At 38.5% G+C, this 20,091-nt stretch carries 17 protein-coding genes, 1 rRNA gene and 1 pseudogene; 9 read left to right on the top strand and 10 right to left on the bottom strand.

What is annotated here, in order from left to right; translation table 11 throughout:
* From A3G3_RS14625 to A3G3_RS0107560, 7 genes and pseudogenes are all read left to right on the top strand, one after another.
* On the top strand, positions 1–201 hold a 201-nt coding region (locus tag A3G3_RS14625; RefSeq protein WP_169333201.1), incomplete at its 5' end, for a hypothetical protein.
* Entirely contained in the window at positions 177–1,121 is a 945-nt protein-coding gene (locus A3G3_RS0107585) for a restriction endonuclease (protein ID WP_211207558.1), read from the top strand. The genes A3G3_RS14625 and A3G3_RS0107585, both read left to right, overlap by 25 nt.
* Positions 1,118–5,425 carry an Eco57I restriction-modification methylase domain-containing protein gene (locus A3G3_RS0107580; RefSeq protein WP_019519939.1) on the top strand — a complete coding sequence of 1,436 codons (4,308 nt, stop codon included), beginning with the start codon at positions 1,118–1,120 and terminating at the stop codon, positions 5,423–5,425. Before A3G3_RS0107585 ends, A3G3_RS0107580 begins: the two co-directional genes overlap by 4 nt.
* 75 nt (positions 5,426–5,500) lie before the next feature.
* Entirely contained in the window at positions 5,501–7,087 is a 1,587-nt protein-coding gene (locus A3G3_RS0107575; protein ID WP_019519938.1) for a catalase, read from the top strand.
* A 141-nt stretch (positions 7,088–7,228) separates the two neighbouring features.
* Positions 7,229–7,384 (top strand): hypothetical protein, encoded by a 156-nt coding sequence (locus A3G3_RS14515; protein ID WP_019519937.1) that lies wholly within the window; start codon positions 7,229–7,231, stop codon positions 7,382–7,384.
* Positions 7,385–7,408: 24 nt separating this feature from the next.
* Positions 7,409–7,615: pseudogene (locus A3G3_RS14510) on the top strand (surface-adhesin E family protein); the annotation flags it as partial.
* Between the two features lie 80 nt (positions 7,616–7,695).
* Positions 7,696–9,531, top strand: a complete 1,836-nt coding sequence (locus A3G3_RS0107560; protein WP_019519935.1) for a sigma 54-interacting transcriptional regulator — start codon at positions 7,696–7,698, stop codon at positions 9,529–9,531.
* 180 nt (positions 9,532–9,711) lie between these two features.
* On the opposite strand, the gene A3G3_RS0107555 is transcribed toward A3G3_RS0107560, so the two are convergent.
* Positions 9,712–11,334, bottom strand: coding sequence for a dipeptide ABC transporter ATP-binding protein (locus tag A3G3_RS0107555; protein ID WP_019519934.1), 1,623 nt, complete (start codon positions 11,332–11,334; stop codon positions 9,712–9,714).
* Positions 11,335–11,470: 136 nt separating this feature from the next.
* Between A3G3_RS0107555 and A3G3_RS0107550 the strand changes: the two genes are divergently transcribed.
* A complete protein-coding gene (locus A3G3_RS0107550; RefSeq protein WP_019519933.1) occupies positions 11,471–12,103 on the top strand; it encodes a DUF2238 domain-containing protein in 633 nt (210 codons plus the stop codon).
* On the opposite strand, the gene A3G3_RS0107545 is transcribed toward A3G3_RS0107550, so the two are convergent.
* The 8 genes from A3G3_RS0107545 to cysT all read right to left on the bottom strand — a co-directional run bounded on the left by A3G3_RS0107545 (position 12,100) and on the right by cysT (position 18,401).
* A complete protein-coding gene (locus A3G3_RS0107545; RefSeq protein WP_026212917.1) occupies positions 12,100–13,128 on the bottom strand; it encodes an ABC transporter permease in 1,029 nt (342 codons plus the stop codon). The two genes, A3G3_RS0107550 and A3G3_RS0107545, sit on opposite strands and share 4 nt — an antisense overlap.
* Before the next feature lies 1 nt (position 13,129).
* Entirely contained in the window at positions 13,130–13,546 is a 417-nt protein-coding gene (locus tag A3G3_RS0107540; RefSeq protein WP_019519931.1) for a type II toxin-antitoxin system VapC family toxin, read from the bottom strand.
* Positions 13,543–13,824 carry a hypothetical protein gene (locus A3G3_RS0107535; protein ID WP_019519930.1) on the bottom strand — a complete coding sequence of 94 codons (282 nt, stop codon included), beginning with the start codon at positions 13,822–13,824 and terminating at the stop codon, positions 13,543–13,545. The genes A3G3_RS0107540 and A3G3_RS0107535 overlap by 4 nt, the downstream gene beginning before the upstream one ends.
* A 9-nt stretch (positions 13,825–13,833) precedes the next feature.
* Positions 13,834–14,886: a microcin C ABC transporter permease YejB gene (locus A3G3_RS0107530; RefSeq protein ID WP_019519929.1), complete on the bottom strand. Its 1,053-nt coding sequence runs from the start codon at positions 14,884–14,886 to the stop codon at positions 13,834–13,836.
* 26 nt (positions 14,887–14,912) lie between these two features.
* Complete coding sequence (gene gloB, locus A3G3_RS0107525; RefSeq protein WP_019519928.1) at positions 14,913–15,716, bottom strand: hydroxyacylglutathione hydrolase; 804 nt, start codon at positions 15,714–15,716, stop codon at positions 14,913–14,915.
* Positions 15,717–15,881: 165 nt separating this feature from the next.
* Positions 15,882–16,622: a sulfate/molybdate ABC transporter ATP-binding protein gene (locus A3G3_RS13395; protein ID WP_019519927.1), complete on the bottom strand. Its 741-nt coding sequence runs from the start codon at positions 16,620–16,622 to the stop codon at positions 15,882–15,884.
* A 49-nt stretch (positions 16,623–16,671) separates the two neighbouring features.
* Positions 16,672–17,538: a sulfate ABC transporter permease subunit CysW gene (gene cysW, locus A3G3_RS0107515; RefSeq protein WP_019519926.1), complete on the bottom strand. Its 867-nt coding sequence runs from the start codon at positions 17,536–17,538 to the stop codon at positions 16,672–16,674.
* Positions 17,535–18,401, bottom strand: a complete 867-nt coding sequence (cysT, locus tag A3G3_RS0107510; protein ID WP_019519925.1) for a sulfate ABC transporter permease subunit CysT — start codon at positions 18,399–18,401, stop codon at positions 17,535–17,537. Before cysT ends, cysW begins: the two co-directional genes overlap by 4 nt.
* A 738-nt stretch (positions 18,402–19,139) precedes the next feature.
* On the opposite strand from cysT, the gene A3G3_RS0107500 reads away from it, so the two are divergent.
* Positions 19,140–19,556: a hypothetical protein gene (locus A3G3_RS0107500; protein WP_019519923.1), complete on the top strand. Its 417-nt coding sequence runs from the start codon at positions 19,140–19,142 to the stop codon at positions 19,554–19,556.
* A gap of 333 nt (positions 19,557–19,889) precedes the next feature.
* On the opposite strand, the gene rrf is transcribed toward A3G3_RS0107500, so the two are convergent.
* Positions 19,890–20,003: ribosomal RNA gene (rrf, locus tag A3G3_RS0107490) — 5S ribosomal RNA — on the bottom strand.
* Positions 20,004–20,091: the final 88 nt, after the last annotated feature.

Raw genomic sequence — 20,091 nt, 5'->3', positions numbered from 1 at the left:
AGCCGTTCAGCCGTTCAGCCGTTCAGCCGTTCAGCCGTTCAGCCGTTCAGCCGTTCAGCCGTTCAGCCGTTCAGCCGTTCAGCCGTTCAGCCGTTATTTTGCCGACTTTTAACTAGAAGTCAAGCCAAATTTTACTCGTTTTTTAGCCTACTGCCGTTTGGTGGTGGGCTTTTTATATGCCTGCAACAAGGCGGTGCATGATGACCGCCAAGCCACTCTTTTTTGAAAAAAACACACCCAATTTAAGCGTTATCAATATCAGTGAAAACGCCTTATACCAACATTGTCCTGAAATTTTAGAGATTTTATTAAAAGATCGAAGTACTTCTTTTTATAGCAAACGCAAATGCAATATTATTTGGGCAAATCATAATTACCGATATTTGGGCGAACACTACAAAGCTACTTGTCAAATCACCCCCAATCTTATCACAGGCGATAACAAAGGCTTGATTGTACCACGAGCATTAAAGCCAAAATCAGAACAAAAACAGCGTACCAAAAATAAAGCCGAGGTTTTTACCCCCAGTTGGGTGGTCAAATTACAAAATGATGCGTTGGATGAAAATTTTATCAATGATGATTTAATCACTTATATTTCACGCAGTTGGCTTGAAATCACTTGTGGCGAAGCACCGTATATCGCCAATCGTTATGAAATGACCACTGCCAAAAAAATACCAATCAAAAGAAGAGTCGGGTTTTTGGACAGAAAGCTACAAAGAATCAACAAAGAAATTCACTATAAGCAACAATGGCAAAAATTGGTCAAAAAAGCCTATCAATCTTGTTATGGATTTGAATGGAATGGCGATTCTTTGTTATTGGCACGAGAGAATTTATTGGCAACTTATTATGATTATTATTGCAATAAATGGGGCGATAAGCCACCTTATGATTTTTTAAAACAAATAGCCCAAATCGTAAGCTACAACATTTTTCAAATGGACGGCTTGACAAAATGTATTCCGTTATCACAAAAAATTGAAACGATTGTTTATTATCAAAACGATTTATTTGACAATGTGCAATCAAAAACCATTGTTACAAATGGTCAGCGTGTCAAAATCAAAGATTGGCAAACAGGCACATTGATTGACTTTATGGAAATTAATGTATGAACAAAGCGAACATACAAACCACCAAAGCGATTTTTCCGCAGATTTATGCGTATACGCTACCAACTGTCAGTGATAAAAACGGTTGGGTAAAAATTGGCTATACCGAACGCCAAGATGTGCGTACTCGCATCAAAGAACAGGTGGGCACGGTGGATTTGGCATATGATTTATTGTGGCGTAAGATTGCTAAATTTTGTAATAATCAATATTTTACCGACCATTTACTACACAGTTATCTAAAACGCCATAAGAATGTCAAAAACAAACCAAATACCGAATGGTTTTTTTATAATGGCACGCCCCTAAAAAGTTTGGACGATTTTAATGATTTTGTCGCTCAACATTATAATCAACAAAAAGAACAATCAGATTATCAATTACGCCAAGAGCAACAAGATGCGGTCAATCAAACTTTGGCATATTTTAAAGAAAATAAAAGTGGCGAATTTTTGTGGAATGCCAAGCCAAGATTTGGTAAAACCTTAACCACTTATGATTTGGCAAGGCAATTAAATGCCAAAAAAGTATTGATTTTGACCAACCGCCCTGCCATTGGTAATTCGTGGTTTGATGATTTTGAACAATTTATTGCGTGGCAAACCGATTATGTTTTTGTTTCTACATCAGACAGTCTAAAAGGGCGTGCGGTATTAAACCGTGAGCAATATACCAACCAATTAAATCAGCCCAATGGCAAAAAAGACATCATCGCTTTTATTTCTTTGCAAGATTTAAAAGGGTCAATACATTTTAGTGCAGACGGCAGGATTGATAAATTACAATGGGTTAAAGAGTTACAATGGGACTTATTGGTCATTGATGAAGCCCACGAAGGTGTGGATACCCTAAAAGCTGATGTGGCTTTGGAGAATATCACTTGCAATTATGTTTTGCATTTGTCAGGTACGCCATTTAAAGCATTGTCAGACGGCAAATTTGCCCAAGATGAGATTTATAATTGGAGCTATGTGGATGAACAATCCGCTAAATTAAATTGGTCTAATGAAGATAGCAATCCTTACAAAACTTTGCCTACTTTAAATTTATTTAGCTATCAGATGAGTGCGATGATTAGCGATAAAGTGAATAAGGGGGCGGATATTGAAGGTCAAAATCTGGATTTTGCGTTTGATTTAAATGAATTTTTTGCGACCAATGATAAAGGCAAATTTGAACACGAAAAAGAAGTGAAAAAATGGCTAGACACTTTATCCAAAAACGAAAAATACCCTTTTTCTACCAAAGCATTGCGAGATGAAATCAAGCATTCTTTTTGGTTGTTAGACCGTATAGCCAGTGCCAAAGCCTTAGCCAAATTATTAAACAATCACCCTGTTTTTGAAAATTATCATATTATTTTGGCAGTGGGCGATGGGCGTTTTGATAATGAAACGGTCAATCAAAATGCTCTGCAACGAGTCAAAGAAGCCATTGAAAATAAAAATCGCGATAAAACCATCACGCTATCGGTTGGACAACTCACCACAGGCGTTACCATTCCAGAGTGGACGGCGGTTTTGATGTTATCCAATGTCAAATCGCCTGCACAATATTGGCAAACGGCTTTTCGTGCCCAAAATCCTTGGGTCTATGAACAAGGCGGTCAAGTTTTGCAAAAGAAAAATGCGTATGTGTTTGATTTTGCCCCAGAACGCACTTTGATTATTTATGATGAATTTGCCAATAATTTATTGTCAAACACCTCAAATGGCGGCGGTACAGAAAACCAACGAAAAGACAACATCAAACAACTCTTAAATTTCTTTCCTGTCATTGCCGAAGACAGCGAAGGCAAAATGGTGGAGCTTGATGTCAATCAAGTATTAACCATTCCAAAATTATTTAAAGCCAACCAAGTGGTCAGACAAGGCTTTATGAGTAATTTGTTATTCCAAAATATTTCAGGGATTTTTGGGGCAAATAGCGAAGTTCTTGAAATTTTGGAGCAAATTGAGCCTTATGATAATGGCAAAATCAACAAAGAAAAAGCCAATAAGCCGATTGACACACAAGGCGTGCAAGTAGATGATGACGGTAATGCGGTGGTGGATAATAAAACGGTTATCAATACCAACAATGCTCGTTTTGGCGAAAAAGTTTATGGCGATATTCAGACGGCAACCAAGACCATTATTCAAAATGAAAATTTGCATAATGACGATTTGGCAAAAAAAGTTACCGATATATTCGCACAAACCACTCAAACCTCCTTTGTTGAATTGGCAAAAGAAAATGGTTTGACCGAAAAATTTGCCGAAAAAGTCGTAAAAGAACAAAGCCAAGCGATAATAGGCGAAATCCAAAAAATACAAAGCCATAGCCAAATCGCTCAAAACCAAATCAACGCCGAATATGAAAATGACTTAAAAAACGCCCAAAGCGATGATGAAAAACAGCAAATCCAAAAGGATTATGAAACCAAAACGCAAATCATCACGCAGGATTTACAAAATCAAATTAGCCAAAAGGTTGGCGAAAAAGTCGCCGAGTTTACCCAAAACAGCACCGAAACCATTTTGCAAAAAGCCGAACAAAACAAACAAAACACGGTTGAAGACGATGTGCGTGGGCGTTTGCGTGGATTTAGTCGCACCATTCCGTCTTTTTTGATGGCGTATGGCGATAAAAACACCACTTTGGCAAATTTTGACAACCATATTTCAGACGCTGTATTCAAAGAAGTTACTGGCATTACGCTTGAACAATTTCGCCTATTAAGGGACAAACACCAATTTTTTGATGAGCAAGTTTTTGATACTTCCGTACAAGAGTTTTTAAATAAACGCTTTGATTTGGCAAACTATTTTGAACATCAAAAAGAAGACATTTTTGATTATATTCCACCTCAAAAAACCAATCAGATTTTTACTCCAAAATGGGTGGTAAAAATGATGATAGATAAATTTGAACAAGAAAATCCTGATATTTTTAACGACCCCAATCTTAAATTTGCCGATTTGTATATGAAATCTGGGCTATATATGACCGAGATTGTCAAACGGCTATATATTGGATTGGCAAGTCAATTCCCCAATCCGACCGAGCGATTAAAACATATTTTTGCCAATCAAATCTATGGTTTTGCCCCAAGCGAGATTATTTATCAAATTGCCAAAAACTTTATTTTAGGGTTTGATGATAATCAGCATATCAAGCACAATATTGTGATGCTGGATACCACCCCATACGCCGAAAGCCTGTATAAAGGGGGCTATTTGGATTTTAATAAAAAATTAACCGATATTTTTGGAAAATCAATGAAGTTTGATGTAATTGTGGGCAATCCGCCTTATCAAGATAATATAGAACACCGAGAAGAACAACCTTCTATTTATCATTATTTTTATGAATTGGCAGAACAATTTGCGGATAAATATTGTCTAATTTCGCCTGCAAGATTTTTGTTTAATGCGGGTAGTACGGATAAAAAATGGAATGCAAAAATGCTAAATGATGAGCATTTAAATGTATTATTTTATGAAAAAATATCGGCTAATGTTTTTCCAGATACAGATATTAAAGGCGGTATTGCCATTATTCAAAAAGATAAAAATAAAAATTTTGGCAAAATTGGTTCTTTTACTTCTTTTTTAGAATTGCATTCTATTATGCAAAAAGTAGTAAAAGATAATTTTGTTTCGTTGGGAGAAATTTTGCACGGAAATACCACTTACAAATATTCAAAAGAAATTTGGCAAGAAAATCCATTTTTGGTAAACAGAGTATCAGGGGGTTCAAAAAGATATTTGTCATCATCGGTTTTTGATAAATTATCAGAAATTTTTTATGAAAATAAACCAAATGATGAAAATGAATATATACAAATATTGGGTTTAAAAAAGAAGCCGAATAGTAAAAATGGCGTGAGAAAGTTTAAATATATTCGCAGGGATTACCTACAAGAGCATCCAAATTTGGAGAAGTTTAAAGTCATTGTGCCTAGTTCTAACGGTTCTGGGGCAATTGGTGAAGTGCTAAGCACACCCCTAATCGGGGAACCCTTAATCGGGCATACAGAAACATTTATCTCTTTTGGTAATTTTGATAATCGTTTGGAAGCTGAAAATTGTTTAAAATATGTTAAATCTAAATTTGCCAGAACAATGCTTGGAATTAAAAAAATCACACAAGGAAATAAAACCAAAGAAGTTTGGTCAAAAGTCCCCCTACAAGATTTTACCAACAATTCCGATATTGATTGGACAAAATCCATTGCCGAGATTGACAAACAACTGTATGCCAAATACGGATTAAGCGATGATGAAATCGCTTTTATTGAAAGCAAAGTAAAAGCGATGGAATGATACAAAAAACAACACACATTTTCATTCATTCTTGTTATAATAAGTTTTTAACCCTAGCCATCGCCAAGGATTTTTATGACAGACAACAAAACCAACACGATTGACCCCCAAACGCTTGAACTACAAGACGCCCACAAAGCCGTTTGCCCTGTCACCCACCTGACACGCCAAAACGGTGCGCCTGTGGTCTCAAATCAAAACAGCATGACCGCAGGGGCAAGAGGTCCTATCCTACTGCAAGATTTGTGGCTGAACGAAAAACTTGCCGACTTTGCCCGTGAAGTCATTCCAGAACGGCGTATGCACGCCAAAGGCTCTGGGGCGTTTGGCACATTTACGGTAACCCACGACATCACAAAATACACCCGTGCCAAGATATTTAGTGAAGTTGGTAAAAAAACCGAAATGTTTGCACGCTTCTCAACGGTGGCAGGCGAGCGTGGGGCGGCGGACGCCGAGCGAGACATTCGTGGCTTTGCCCTAAAATTTTATACCGAAGAGGGCAACTGGGATATGGTAGGCAACAACACACCAGTGTTTTTCTTGCGTGACCCCCTAAAATTCCCTGACCTAAACAAAGCGGTCAAAAGAGACCCACGCACCAACATGCGTAGTGCCACCAATAACTGGGATTTTTGGACGCTACTGCCAGAGGCTTTGCATCAAGTAACCATTGTGATGAGCGACCGTGGCATTTCCAAATCCTATCGCCATATGCACGGATTTAGTAGCCATACTTACAGCTTTATCAACGCTGATAACGAACGCTTTTGGGTCAAAATGCACTTTCGCACAAAGCAAGGCATCCAAAACTTAACCGATGCCGAAGCAGAAGCGGTGATTGCCAAAGACCGTGAAAGCCACCAAAAAGATTTGTACGAAGCCATTGAAAAAGGCGATTTTCCCAAATGGACGATGTTTATCCAAGTCATGCCAGAAGAAGAGGCTAACAGCGTGGATTTTCACCCCTTTGACTTGACCAAAGTATGGCCAAAAGGCGATTATCCTTTGATTGAAGCGGGCGAGTTTGAACTAAACCGTAACCCTGAAAACTACTTTTTGGATGTGGAGCAAGCCGCCTTTGCCCCAAGCAATCTGGTACCAGGTATTAGCGTATCGCCTGATAGAATGTTACAAGCACGCCTTGTCAATTATGCCGATGCACAGCGTTATCGTTTGGGCGTAAACCGCCATCAAATCCCTGTGAATGCCCCCCGTTGCCCTGTGCATACCAACCACCGAGACGGTCAAGGGCGAGTGGACGACAACTACGGTAGCCGTCCACACTATGAGCCAAACAGCTTTAACCAATGGCAAGAACAGCCACAATTTGCCGAACCGCCCTTAAAGATTGATGGACACGCTGCGATTTTTGATTTTCGTGAAGACGACAATGATTATTTTAGCCAGCCACGCGCGTTGTTTAATCTGATGAATGACACGCAAAAGCAAGCCTTGTTTGACAATACAGCGGCGGCAATGGGCGATGCCTTGGATTTTATCAAATACCGTCATATTCGTAACTGCTACTTTTGCGACAAAGCTTATGGTGAGGGCGTTGCCAAAGCACTTGGCATGACGGTAGAAGAGGCGATTAAGGCACATGATACCGACCCTGCCAAACGCTTGGCGAGTTGTTTAAATCCCAAAGATTTTATGTAAAAGCATTTTATGTAAAAAGCATTTTGTATAATTTTTTAAATACAATAAAAAACCACTCTTAATGGGTGGTTTTTTATTGATAAAACATAAAATAGCCACTGTTAAAGAAATATTTTATAAAAATACCCACTAATTGTCCTAATGCTTGTCTCTGTTTTTGCTACCGATTGGGTACAGGCAGGCGAAACCAATAACCTTAACGATTATATAGACAAAGACAGCGTGCGTGTCAAGTCTTTTACAGGCGGTGGGCGGTATGTTAGTGCGTGGGTACGCAGAGATTTTAGAGCTATCTAAAATTTAGACGGTAAAAGCTACTGGCAAACAAAAACTCTTGATCATTATGACTGCGTTAATCAAGAATGGAATTTTAGCAGTTTAATGTTTTATGATAAACAAGGCAATAATGTAGCGAGTGAAACTTATCCCATCAGCTTTTATAGTTTACAGGGCTGGCGTGATGTTGCTCCTAATACGGTAGCGGACATACAGCTTACGATGGCGTGCCAGTTGGCAGGATTAAACTAAAATTTGACAAAATTTATCTAACCTTAATCCTTTATGCTATAATAGTAACTGTTTTATCAATTATCGTAAAGGTTTAAATAATGTCTTTAGCACTAATTATTGATGATGAAGTTGACTTGTGCCGTTTGATGCAAATGACACTCAAAAAAATGCAAATTGACAGCATTATCGCCTATGACTTTGCCACCGCAAAAGACTATATTTTAAACCGTGAATTTGACTTTTGTTTGACAGACTTACGCCTACCAGACGGCTCGGGACTTGACATTGTCAAACTTATTAGCGAGCATAGCCCACGCACGCCTGTGGCAGTGATTACCGCACATGGTAGCATTGATTTAGGGATTGAAGCATTAAAACTTGGGGCATTTGATTTTGTTAATAAACCATTAGAGTTGCCAAGATTACGCCAACTCGTTGAAAATGCTATAAAAGTCGCTCAAGACAAACTCACCGCCCCAAAAGGCGATACCATATCCGACATACCAGACCCATTTGCCGATAAACTTATTGGACAGTCACCTGCCATTGCCACGCTAAAACAGACCATTCAAAAACTCGCCCGTAGCCAAGCCCCTGTGTTTTTGTGGGGCGAGTCAGGTAGCGGTAAAGAAGTGGTCGCCAAACTCATTCATGAACTTAGTCCACGTAACCAAGCAAGTTTTGTGCCTGTCAACTGTGGGGCAATCCCTTCCGAACTTATGGAAAGTGAATTTTTTGGGCATAAAAAAGGCAGTTTTACAGGGGCGACCACCGATAAAGAAGGTCTGTTTCAACAAGCCAATGGCGGTACATTATTTTTGGACGAAGTGGCGGATTTACCGCTTGCCATGCAAGTCAAGCTATTGCGTGCCATTCAAGAAAAAAAGATACGCCCAATCGGTGGCACGCAGGAACTTCCTGTTGATATCCGATTGTTATCAGCAACCCATAAAAATTTGGCAAAACTGGTAGAGCAAGGCGATTTTCGCCAAGATTTGTATTATCGTATCAATGTGATTGAAGTCAAATTGCCCAGCCTAAACGAACGCAAAAGCGATATTCCGCTTTTGGCAAATCATTTTTTAACGCTTATCGCCAAAGATTGGGGACTTGAACAACAAATTGAGCTGACCGACACCGCTCGCCAAGCCTTGTTACAACATCATTATTCAGGTAACGTGCGAGAATTACGCAATATTTTGGAACGAGCGATTACACTGTCGGAGGAGGGGAATTTGATTGAAGCCCAACATTTAAATTTGCAAAGCGACTTACAGAGCGATTGGCAAAATGAGTGGCAAAGCGATGCACCGCAAACCAACCTACAAAATCTAGCAATCTCGCCTGCCACACCGACGAATACATCGAATGAAACCGCATTACAAAATCCTGTGGTGTCAAATCTTAGCGTTTCTAATTCAACGCTTGTTACCGACTCAACAGCCGAATCGATGATTAATAATGTTAATACTGCCCATTTTGCCAATCAATCGCAAAACATGGCTCCGCAAACGGAAAAATTGGTAGAAAAAACAGCAGAAAAACCCAAAAATCACAATTTATTTGGCAATTATACGCAAGGTATTTTTGGCAATCAAAGTAACACATCCATTAATATCAATCCGCCACGTCCATCCGAACGCATTATCCAAACTTTACCACCAATTATCGGTAAAATCATGCCGTCAATCGCTACCCCGCAAGAACGCCGATATGAAGAACACCCATTGGCAAAATATTATCCCGAAGGTACAGGATTTGACAGCTTGCCACCTGAAGGCTTAGAAGCATATCTCAACGACCAAGAACGCCGTCTTATCATCACCGCGTTGCAAAAAAGTGACTGGAACAAAACCAACGCCGCCAAAAAGCTCGGTATGAGCTTTCGCTCGTTACGCTATCGGCTCAAAAAATTAGGCTTGGAAGATGATTAAAATTAATCTTTATCATCACTTAATCTAACCGCTCGCCCTGCTCTTGTTAAACTCTAGGAAAACCACGTTCCTATATGAACGCTTACGAAATCATGTTTCTCATACCACGAACACTTTTTCAGAAAAGTATATTTAATTAACAATGCCAATTAGACATACCTGTAACAACGACTATGCGTGCTAATGCTGATAAGCGGATACCAGTTTTTGAGTGTACTCATGTTGTGGATTGCGAAAAATTTTTTCAATATCACCCATTTCTACACAGACACCTTGCTGTAACACCATCGCTGTTTGACAAAGTGCCTGTACCACTTGTAAATCATGACTAATAAAAATGTAACTGATATTGAATGTTTTTTGAATTTCTCTTAACAATTTTACCATCATAATCTGTGTTTGACTATCCAATGCTGAAGTCGGCTCGTCTAAAATCAAAATTTTGGGCTTCATCACAAGACTTCTTGCCAACTCCACTCGCTGACGCTGACCGCCTGACAATTCATGCGGATAACGCTGTATGAAATCTTCTGGTAATTTAACTGTTTGCAGGATATCTTTGACCGCCTGTTGCCGATTTTGTTTGTCCATACCTTGCACGATTAAGCCTTCTTCAATAATTTCACCTACACTAAAGCGTGGGTTAATACTGGCATATGGGTCTTGAAACACCATTTGAATATACGTGCGATAAGCTTTAAACTGTTTTTGATTAAACGCCAATAGCTCAATCTCTTGGCTATCTTGTAATAAAATTTTACCTGATAGTTTAGCCTGATTTGATAATAATTTTATCAATGCCAATGCGGTCGTGGTTTTTCCTGAGCCTGACTCACCCACGATTGCCAAAGATTGACCGTTTTTTAAAATAAAACTAAGCTGATGAACTACATTTTTCCAGTCGCTTACTTTGCCAAAAAAGTTTTTTTGTCTGGGAAATTGTACTGTTAAATCTTGTACCATTAATAATGGTTTTGCCAATTCATTTACAGGCAAGCACTTGCCAAAATCTTGATAAATCAGTTGTTTGGTATATTCATGTGTGGGATTGCTAAAAATTTGTTCGCAACTACCCTGCTCTAGCATTTTTCCATGTCGCATGACAATAATTTTATCGCTATAATTTTTAACAATATTTAAATCATGGCTAATTAATATCATGGATAGCCCACGTTGTTTTTTGATATTATCTAGCAATGTTAAAACTTCATGGCGTAAGGTTATATCAAGGGCGGTTGTCGGTTCATCAGCGATAATGATGCTTGGGTTTTGTGCCAATACCAAGGCTATCATCACTCGTTGCCGTTCGCCACCTGATAGCTCGTGCGGATAGGCGGTTAGACGTTCGCTTGGGTTATGGAGATTAACTTGTTGCAGTAGTTGTATGGCTTTGTTTTTTAACTTATTTTTTGGCGTACCGATTAAGGTTAGACTTTCAAACAGTTGTTTGCCAATGCTATGAAGTGGGTTTAATGCGGTCATCGGCTCTTGAAAAATCATACCGATTTTTCGTCCACGAATGTGTTGAAAGGTTTTTTGATTGCTTTTATTATTTTTGCTTAGGCTATTTTCAATGGGTAACTGGATTGTTTGATTGTCTTCGTAAAAAGTCGCATCGCCTGATATGCTTAGGCTATTTGGTAAAAGTCCCAAAATGGCAAGGCTTGAGATGGATTTTCCTGAACCGCTTTCGCCAACGATGGCGAGCGTTTCGCCTTGTTTTAGTTGATAGGTTAAATTATCCACTAAGGTTTGTTTGGCGGATTTTATGGTTAGGTTTTTAATGTTGAGTAATTCAGTCATTGGGTTTTTCCTTGAATAGTTCAATCGCAATCTATCATATTTTTTCCAATATTTAACACGATTATTCCCAAAAATAAACCAATTATAGCATATAAAAATGCTATAATTCCTTTCTCTTTTCGCCATAGGAATGACAATGATAACTACATCTGTCTTAACGGATAAAACATTAAAAGTTAGCCTGATTATTTTAGTCATTGCCGTAGCATTCGCCAGCATCAAGCCCTTATATTGGCAAAGCTATGTTTTACATCAATTAGGCACGCTGATATTTATGGCAATCACAATCATCTTGGCTAAAAAATCTATCATCAGCCATATTGGTATTGTTGGCATGACGTTGTTTTTATTATTGCATATTTTAGGGGCAAGATATTTGTATTCTTATGTGCCTTATGATGATTGGTCAAAATACCTTTTTAATATTTCCATTAGCGAAACTTTTAATTTTAAAAGAAATCATTACGACAGACTGGTACATTTTGGCTATGGATTATTCTTATATCCTTTGATTTATGAGATTTGCCAACGTTATTTTTATCAAAATACCAAACGTCAATTAATCATGATTGCTTTATTAATTAATCTAGCAAGCAGTGCAATTTATGAACTATTTGAATGGTTTTTAGCGATTGGCTTATCGCCCAAGCAAGCAGAACAATACAATGGACAACAAGGCGATATGTGGGACGCTCATAAAGATATGGCATTGGCTTTTGTTGGGGCGATAATTAGCAGTTGTTGTTATGCCAAAATGCAAAAAACCTAAACTTGCCGTGGGTCAAACGCATCTCGTAACGCTTCCCCAATAAAAATCAAAAGCGATAAAATAATCGTCAAACTAAAAAATGCTGACAAGGCAAGCCATGGAGCGTCAAGGTTATTTTTGGCTTGGCTCATCAGCTCTCCCAAAGACGGCGACCCTGCTGGCAGTCCATAACCCAAAAAATCAAGGGCGGTCAGGCTTACCACATTGGCAGTCAGAATAAAAGGCAGTTGTGACAAACTACTAGCTAGGGCATTGGGTAAAATATGTCGCCACATAATTTTTATATCAGACACACCCATCGCTTTTGCCGAACGCACATAGTCAAAATTCCGAGCCTTTAAAAACTCCGCTCTCACAAGCCCCACAAGCCCCATCCAACCAAACAAGAGCATCATAAAAAATAGCACCGTAATACTTGGGCTAAACAGACTTACCAAAATAATAATCATAAAAAGCTGTGGCATACCGCCCCACACTTCCATAAAACGCTGACCGATTAAATCAATTTTTCCGCCATAGTAGCCCTGTACCGCCCCCACAATCAAACCAATCAGCGAACCGACCAATGTCAAAGCCAGCCCAAACAATAACGAAATCCGCAAGCCATACAACAACCGAGCCAGTACATCTCGCCCATTGTCGTCTGTGCCAAGCCAATTTTGAGCGTTGGGCGGTGCGGGAAATGCTTCGACCCTGTCAAAACTTGGGGTTTGGTCAGCAAATTGAATAATTGGCATTATCATATAGCCATTTTGGTTAATTAAATCTTGTACAACAGGGTCTTTATATTCGGTTTCTGTCTCAAAAACACCGCCAAAAGTGGTTTCTGGATAACTTTTTAAGACAGGAAAATAATAATTATCCTGATATTTGACCAGTAGCGGTTTGTCATTGGCGATAAAATTTACCGACAAACACGCCAAAAATATCCCCATAAATAAAATCAGCGAATAAAAACCAATTTTGTTATTTTTAAAACGGTGAAATTGTCTTTGGCGAATGGGGTTTTTAAAAAAATTTTGCATATTAATAACCCAATTCATATAATAATTCATCAGGTGTTACAATTTTAATCGGCTGGTTATTTAAAAAATCTTTGGTATTACGCGTAACAATTATATCTATTTTACTATCTATTGCTGAATAAAAATGCAAATCGTCTTCAAAGTCTCTAAACGGCTTGTCAATGGCTTGGTTTAACGATTGAACGGAATTGTCAATAAATGTCATAAAAGAACGACAATCTTCGATAAATTTTAGCGTTTCTAATTTACCCCTTTCTTTTCGCACCAAGTAAAACACATTTGCCATAACTAAAGGCGAAACGCATAGCTCAAACTCCCCATCGATTGCCATATCAATCAATAAAGTTGCATTTTTAGCAAACGGTTCACGTTGGTTTGCCCAATCCACAATCACATTTACATCAAAATAAACTCTCATTGGGTATACCCGTGCTTTTCTTTTAAGTAACCATATTTGACTTGGTCTAATTCTTCGTCTGTATAATTTGTACCGTTACTTTTTTTCAAAAACCCCGCATATTTTTTGGTAATTGGACTAAGATTATTTAAACGTTCTTCACGGCGTTTTTTGCGGGCTTGTTTGTCCGCCCATTCAATTAACAGTTCGGTAATCACGCTTTGCTTTTCGCTCTCGGCTAATGGCAAAAATTGCTCTTCAGCTTCTTTGGGTAAATTTAAAGGTAAGGCTAAATTCATCATTTGCTCCTATCTGGTTTCAAAATCAATTCTAGGGTCAATCAAATGATAACTAATATCACTGATTAATTGCAACAACAAACCAACCAAGGTAAAAATAAACAGCGTGCCAAAAATCACAGGATAATCACGTTGCTGTGTCGCTTCAAAACCAAGTCGCCCCAAGCCGTCTAGATTAAAAATAATTTCAATCAAAAAATTGCCTGCAAAAAATATCCCCACCACCGCAGACGGAATACCTGCAATGATGATTAACATCGCATTACGAAACACATGACCGTATAACACACGACGTTTTGATAGCCCTTTGCTTTTTGCCATTAACACATATTGCTTATTTAACTCTTCCATAAAACTAAACTTTGTCAAATACGCAAGCCCTGCAAAACCGCCGATTGTACTCGCTGTCAAAGGCAATGCCAAATGCCAAAAATAATCTTTTACTTTATCAAAAAAGCTCAACTTGTCAAAATTTTCAGACACCAACCCTTGAAGCGGAAAAATCTGCCAAAACTCACCCCCTGCAAACAATACAATGAGCAAAATCGCAAGCACGAACACGGGCACAGCATAACTGACCGCAAGTAATAAGGCAGATATTTTATCCCAAAACGTGTGATGATTGATTGCCTTATAAATACCTAACGGAATGGCAATCAGATAAATCAGCAAAGTACTCCAAAGCCCAAGTGAAATAGACACAGGCATTTTTTCCACAATCAATTCAGTAACTTTTTTGCCCTTAAAAAATGACTCACCAAAGTCCAAAGTCGCATAATTTTTTAGCATAATCCAAAAACGCTCTGGGGCAGATTTGTCAAAGCCATATTGTTTTTTTATCGCTTCTACCATATCCGCCGACAAGCCACGACTGCCTTGATATTGCTGAGTTTGCACGACATTCGTTTCGGTCGCTTGCTGTTTTTGCTCTTGCTCAATTTGGGCGATTTTTTGTTCCACAGGTCCACCAGGGGCAGACTGAATAATCGCAAAGTTGGTTAGCAAAATTAAAAAAAGCGTTGGAAAAATAAATAAAATCCGTTTTAAAATATAACGCCCCATGGTTACTCCAATTCAAATTACCCCAATTAAAAATTGTTTTTTAACTGTCTTAATGCTGAAAATAAGGTTAAACTTTGCATATCGGCTAAATTTGTTTGTTTTTTGACACCTTCAATTAAACTGTTTGGCAAATCATTGACCGTTTTAACAAAGGGGTTGATTAAGCGTTCTTGAGCGAGCGTGGTTGGCAAGGTTGGCTTTTGCTGATTGCGTAATGTCTCACAATGTTTGATAAACGCTTGAATATTGTTATCATCAGGTTCAAGACTTTGGGCGAATTTTAAGTTTGACAAGGTATATTCATGAGCAGGGTAAAATAGTGTGTCAGTTGGCAAGCCGTTAAAACGTTGAAAACTGGTAAATAACTGCTCAATCGTGCCTGTAAACACTCGCCCACAACCACCACAAAATAGCGTGTCGCCACAAAAAACGTGCAATTTTTCGTCCATATTTAACAAAAAACTTAAATGGCTGTCAGTATGTCCAAAGGTTCGCCAGACTTTTACCGAGTATTGCCATGCTGATAAATCATCATTTTCGTCAATCCATGTTAAATTTTCGCTTGCAATTTGGCTGTTTAAGCCATGATTTTTATGGGCAAAAACATGAGCGTTGGGGTAAGTTTTTAACAGATTTGCCACACCCCCTGTGTGGTCATCGTGATGATGGGTTATCCAAACTGCCGATAAATTTAGCTTATTTTGTTGCAAAAAATTAACAACAGGCGTTTCATCACCGACATCAATGGCAATGAGTTCCTGCGTGTTTTCATTGATTAACAACCAAATATAATTATCGTTAAAGGCTGAAACTGGCGTGATACGAAGCATAATATTCCTTAAAATTTATTGGTAAATAGCAAAATTATTGTGTCAAAAAATCCATTTTAACACGTTCAATCCATAAAACAAATACATCTTACCAAATTGGCAAAACATAAAAACCCATATTGAACACAATATGGGTTGCGTAATTTTACAAATTAATTCAAAAATTTAAATATAATATTCAGCATGACTGTCTTGTAAAAAATTCGCCACAAAATGACTTTTTGGGTTATTTTTTAGCGTTTCATAATCGCCAATCTGCTCAATCTGACCGTGGTTCATCACCACAATTTCATCAGACAACTCCACCGCTTCTTCTTGGTCGTGGGTAACTAGAATACTGGTTACGCCGAGTTCATAGTGAATGGATTTTAGCCATGTTCGTAATTCCTTACGCACCTTTGCATCCAATGCCCCAAACGGCTCATCAAGCAATAATAATTTTGGCTCAACCGCTAAGGCACGAGCTAGGGCTATACGCTGCCGCTGACCACCTGAAAGTTGGTGCGGATATTTTTTGGCGGTTTGGGATAATTGTACTAATTCTAATAAGCCATTGACTTTCTTAGCAATTTCGTCTTTGCTTGGACGTTTGTTTTTTGGCATGACGGTTAAGCCAAATGCCACGTTATCAAACACATTCATATGGCGAAATAGGGCGTAATGCTGAAACATAAAGCCGATGTGGCGTTTTTGTACAGGCGTATCGGTCACGTCCACACCGTCAAACAAAATCCGTCCTGTGTCAGCAAGCTCTAGCCCTGCGATAATGCGAAGTAAGGTCGTTTTTCCGCACCCTGACGGTCCTAAAAGTGATGTAAGTTTACCTGTCGGTACGGTTAAATTAATCGGCTGTAAAGCGGTGAAATTACCGAATTGCTTTGTTACGTTTTGAATTTCAATGCTCATTTATCATTTTCCTTAAAATAATTTTTAGATTTATTTAGTAAATATAAAATTATTGCTCAATCATGCTAAATTTTTTGCTTTGCCGATAATTTAAAAACTGCTGTAATAACAAGGTGATTAACGCCAATAACGCCAATAAACTTGACAAAGCAAAGGCGGCGGTAAAGTTATATTCATTATAAGCAATCTCCACAAGCAGAGACATGGTATTCGTCTGCCCACGAATATGTCCTGAGACCACCGACACCGCCCCAAATTCGCCCATCGCCCGAGCATTGGTTAAAATAATGCCGTACAGTAACGCCCATTTGATATTGGGCAAAGTTACACGCCAAAACATCTGCCAGCCACTCGCCCCAAGCGTAAGTGCGGCCTGCTCTTCGCTTGCCCCTTGCGATTGCATAAGCGGAATAATCTCACGAGCAACAAACGGAAACGTCACAAACATCGTGGCAATCACAATCCCCGGAATGGCAAAAATCACCTGAAAATCGAAGTACTCTAGCCAGCCACCCAGCCATGAGTTCCGCCCCAAAAGTACCACAAACATAAGCCCTGCCACCACAGGCGACACCGAAAACGGAATATCAAGCAAGGTCGTTAAAATCTGCTTACCTTTAAAATTAAAACGAGTCAAAAGCCACGCTATCGCCACACCAATCACAGCATTGATTGGCACAACAATTAAGACGGTAATGAGCGTCAATTTAATGGCATGTAAGGCCTCAGCTTCGGTTAAAGACGCAAGGTACAACTGCCAGCCAGCTTTTAAGGCTTCATAAAACACCGCCATTAAAGGAATGACAAGCATGATAACCATAAACGCCACCGCCACGCCAATCAAACTATAACGGACCCAAGTCGGCTCACGAGTCGCCGTTTGCGTTTGATAGGGATAATTATTGCCACCAATCATAGCACTCCCCCCATCCGTCTGGTGAATACCCATTGTAAGGCATTGATTGCAAATAAAATCACAAATGAAATGAGTAACATAAATAACGCCACTGCCGCCGCCCCTGTCACATCATAACTGTCTAATTTGCCGATGATGATAAGCGGTAGAATTTCGGATTTCATCGGTAAATTGCCAGCAATAAAAATCACTGAGCCGTATTCACCTGTGGCTCTGGCAAACATCATGCCACAGCCCATCAATAGCGAAGGATATAATTCTGGCAACACCACTTTTGTAAACGTAGTCGAGCGGTTCGCCCCCAAAACCGCACTTGCTTCTTCGTATTCTACCGACATCTCAGCAAGCACAGGTTGCACCGCACGAATGACAAACGGCAAACTTACCACAATTAACGCAAGCCAAATCCCAATCGGCGTAAAGGCAATACGAATATCAAAGGGCATAAACCATTGCCCAATCAAGCCATTGGGAGCGTAAAGGGTCGCAAGCGAAATACCCATCACCGCCGTGGGCAAGGCAAAGGGCAAATCAACAAGTGCGTTCATCACCGATTTTCCCCAAAATTCATAACGCACAAGCACCCACGCAATCAGCGTACCAAAAAATAAATTACTCAAAGTCGCCAAAGCCGATACCGTGAGCGTCAAATAAATGGCGTGTTTCACTCTCGGCTCGCTAATCACCTCCCAAAAACCTGAAAATCCCAAATCGCTAGCAGTAAATATAAGTGCCACAAACGGCAAAAAAACCAGTAATGACAACGCCAAAATGCTAACGCCAAAACTTAAATTAAAAAAGGGCATGATATGGCGTTTTTTGTTCTTTTTTAAATGGGTCATGTTGGCGGTGGCGGTTACCATAAAATTTCCTTGTAATAGTTTTACAATAAAAATAAATCTGCGGTATTGTAACCCAGCTTTGATATGCTAAAAAATGGTTTTATTGTTTATACTTATTCGGTTTTGGAATGATTAGCAATTGTGGATTTTTGTGCCTATCAGCGTTATAAACGTGTAAAATATTCAAAAGGTGAAATCATATTTAGCCATATTTTAATTTACCCATTTCTTTTAAATAGCTTTTAATTTATGTTAAATAATATTTTATTTCAGAGATTTTATCATGACGACCATTCAATTAAATATTTGTGCTATCATAACCATCAAGATTTTAACAATGACTTGCGAAAAATTGGCTTAAATATTCATAATTTAGCTAATTTTTTTAGCACCCTGTAGATGAAAATTTTAACAATCAATATTGGGAAAATCAATACACAAGCCTTGAATTTCAGTCACCTAGCTTGTTAGATTTTATTGAAAATGTGCTTCTAGAACCAACTACCTAAACCGTTGAACAAAAGCCCCAAAAAACCGCAAGCCCTATCACATTAAATAAAAGTATTTAACACATTGATACATATCGTCAACAAACGATTAGTATTTTAAAAACCCAATTTGATATTTTAAAGAAACTTGAAGTTGAATTAAAAAAAGAACAACAAATTACTGAGCAAAAAGCAGGTAATTTAATTGTAGAAAGTACGAAAAACTATCAAGAAATTATAAATAGTGAAATTATAAAACTAGAAAATTTTGATGTTGTGCTCCTATATTACATTTTTAATCGCAAGTGGTTTGCACTTAGCAACACCTTTAGCCGTTGCACCAAAGTTGTTCGGTCTTGTCGGCCTGAAAGACTTTGGCAATATTGCCAAAGATGACACGCTACAAAAACTTATGCAAGAATATTTAGATATTGAACAACTACAAAAATCTATACCCTTATATGTTGCCATATATCACCAACCTTCGCATTTTGGTAAAGCATTTCATGATGCGATTTTTGCTATTAAAGATGCATTTAGCACAGAAATTTTAGGCAAACAAAATAAACTATCAGAATTTCGCCATATCCAAGCACTACCATTACAAGAGCAAAAAGAAACAATTTTAGCATCAGCAGCCTTGCCTTATACCCAAATTATTGAAATTCGCCCAACTCAAGACTTGTGAGGCATAAAAGCCATGCTTGATTTTTCAGAAGCTAAAGTCCAACAACTCATTAATTTAGGCTATCAATACGCTAAATCAACCTTACTCAAAATCAAGAGTAGCCTAGATAATCTTTATACTATGTGAAATAGCAGAGACAATTTAAAACAGACCTATGATAATACCGTATCTAGTGAGTAGAAGCAATGATGACAAAATTAAGACATGGCAAGTAGTCTGTATTCATGAATTATTTTCCAAAACATGGTTTTTACCATGTTTTTATTTGTGTTTCGTTTATAGCACCCCAAAGACGAAACCCCCTTCAGATTTGAAGGGGGTAGATATAGGGGGAGCTGACGATGACCTACTTTCACATGGGCGAACCACACTATCATTGGCGTATTGTTGTTTCACTTCTGAGTTCGGGAAGGGATCAGGTGGGACCAACAAGCTATAATCGTCAGCGAAAAGGGATAGAGAAATGATAATTATTAAGATTGTTTTAACTTGTAAAGTGAACCAATCAAGGCGTGATATTAAATCGTTAGATCTA

Origin of the sequence: Moraxella boevrei DSM 14165 (genome assembly GCF_000379845.1) — a bacterium.
Classification (GTDB): Bacteria; Pseudomonadota; Gammaproteobacteria; order Pseudomonadales; family Moraxellaceae; genus Faucicola; species Faucicola boevrei.
This window is presented reverse-complemented; position numbering and strand designations above follow the sequence as displayed.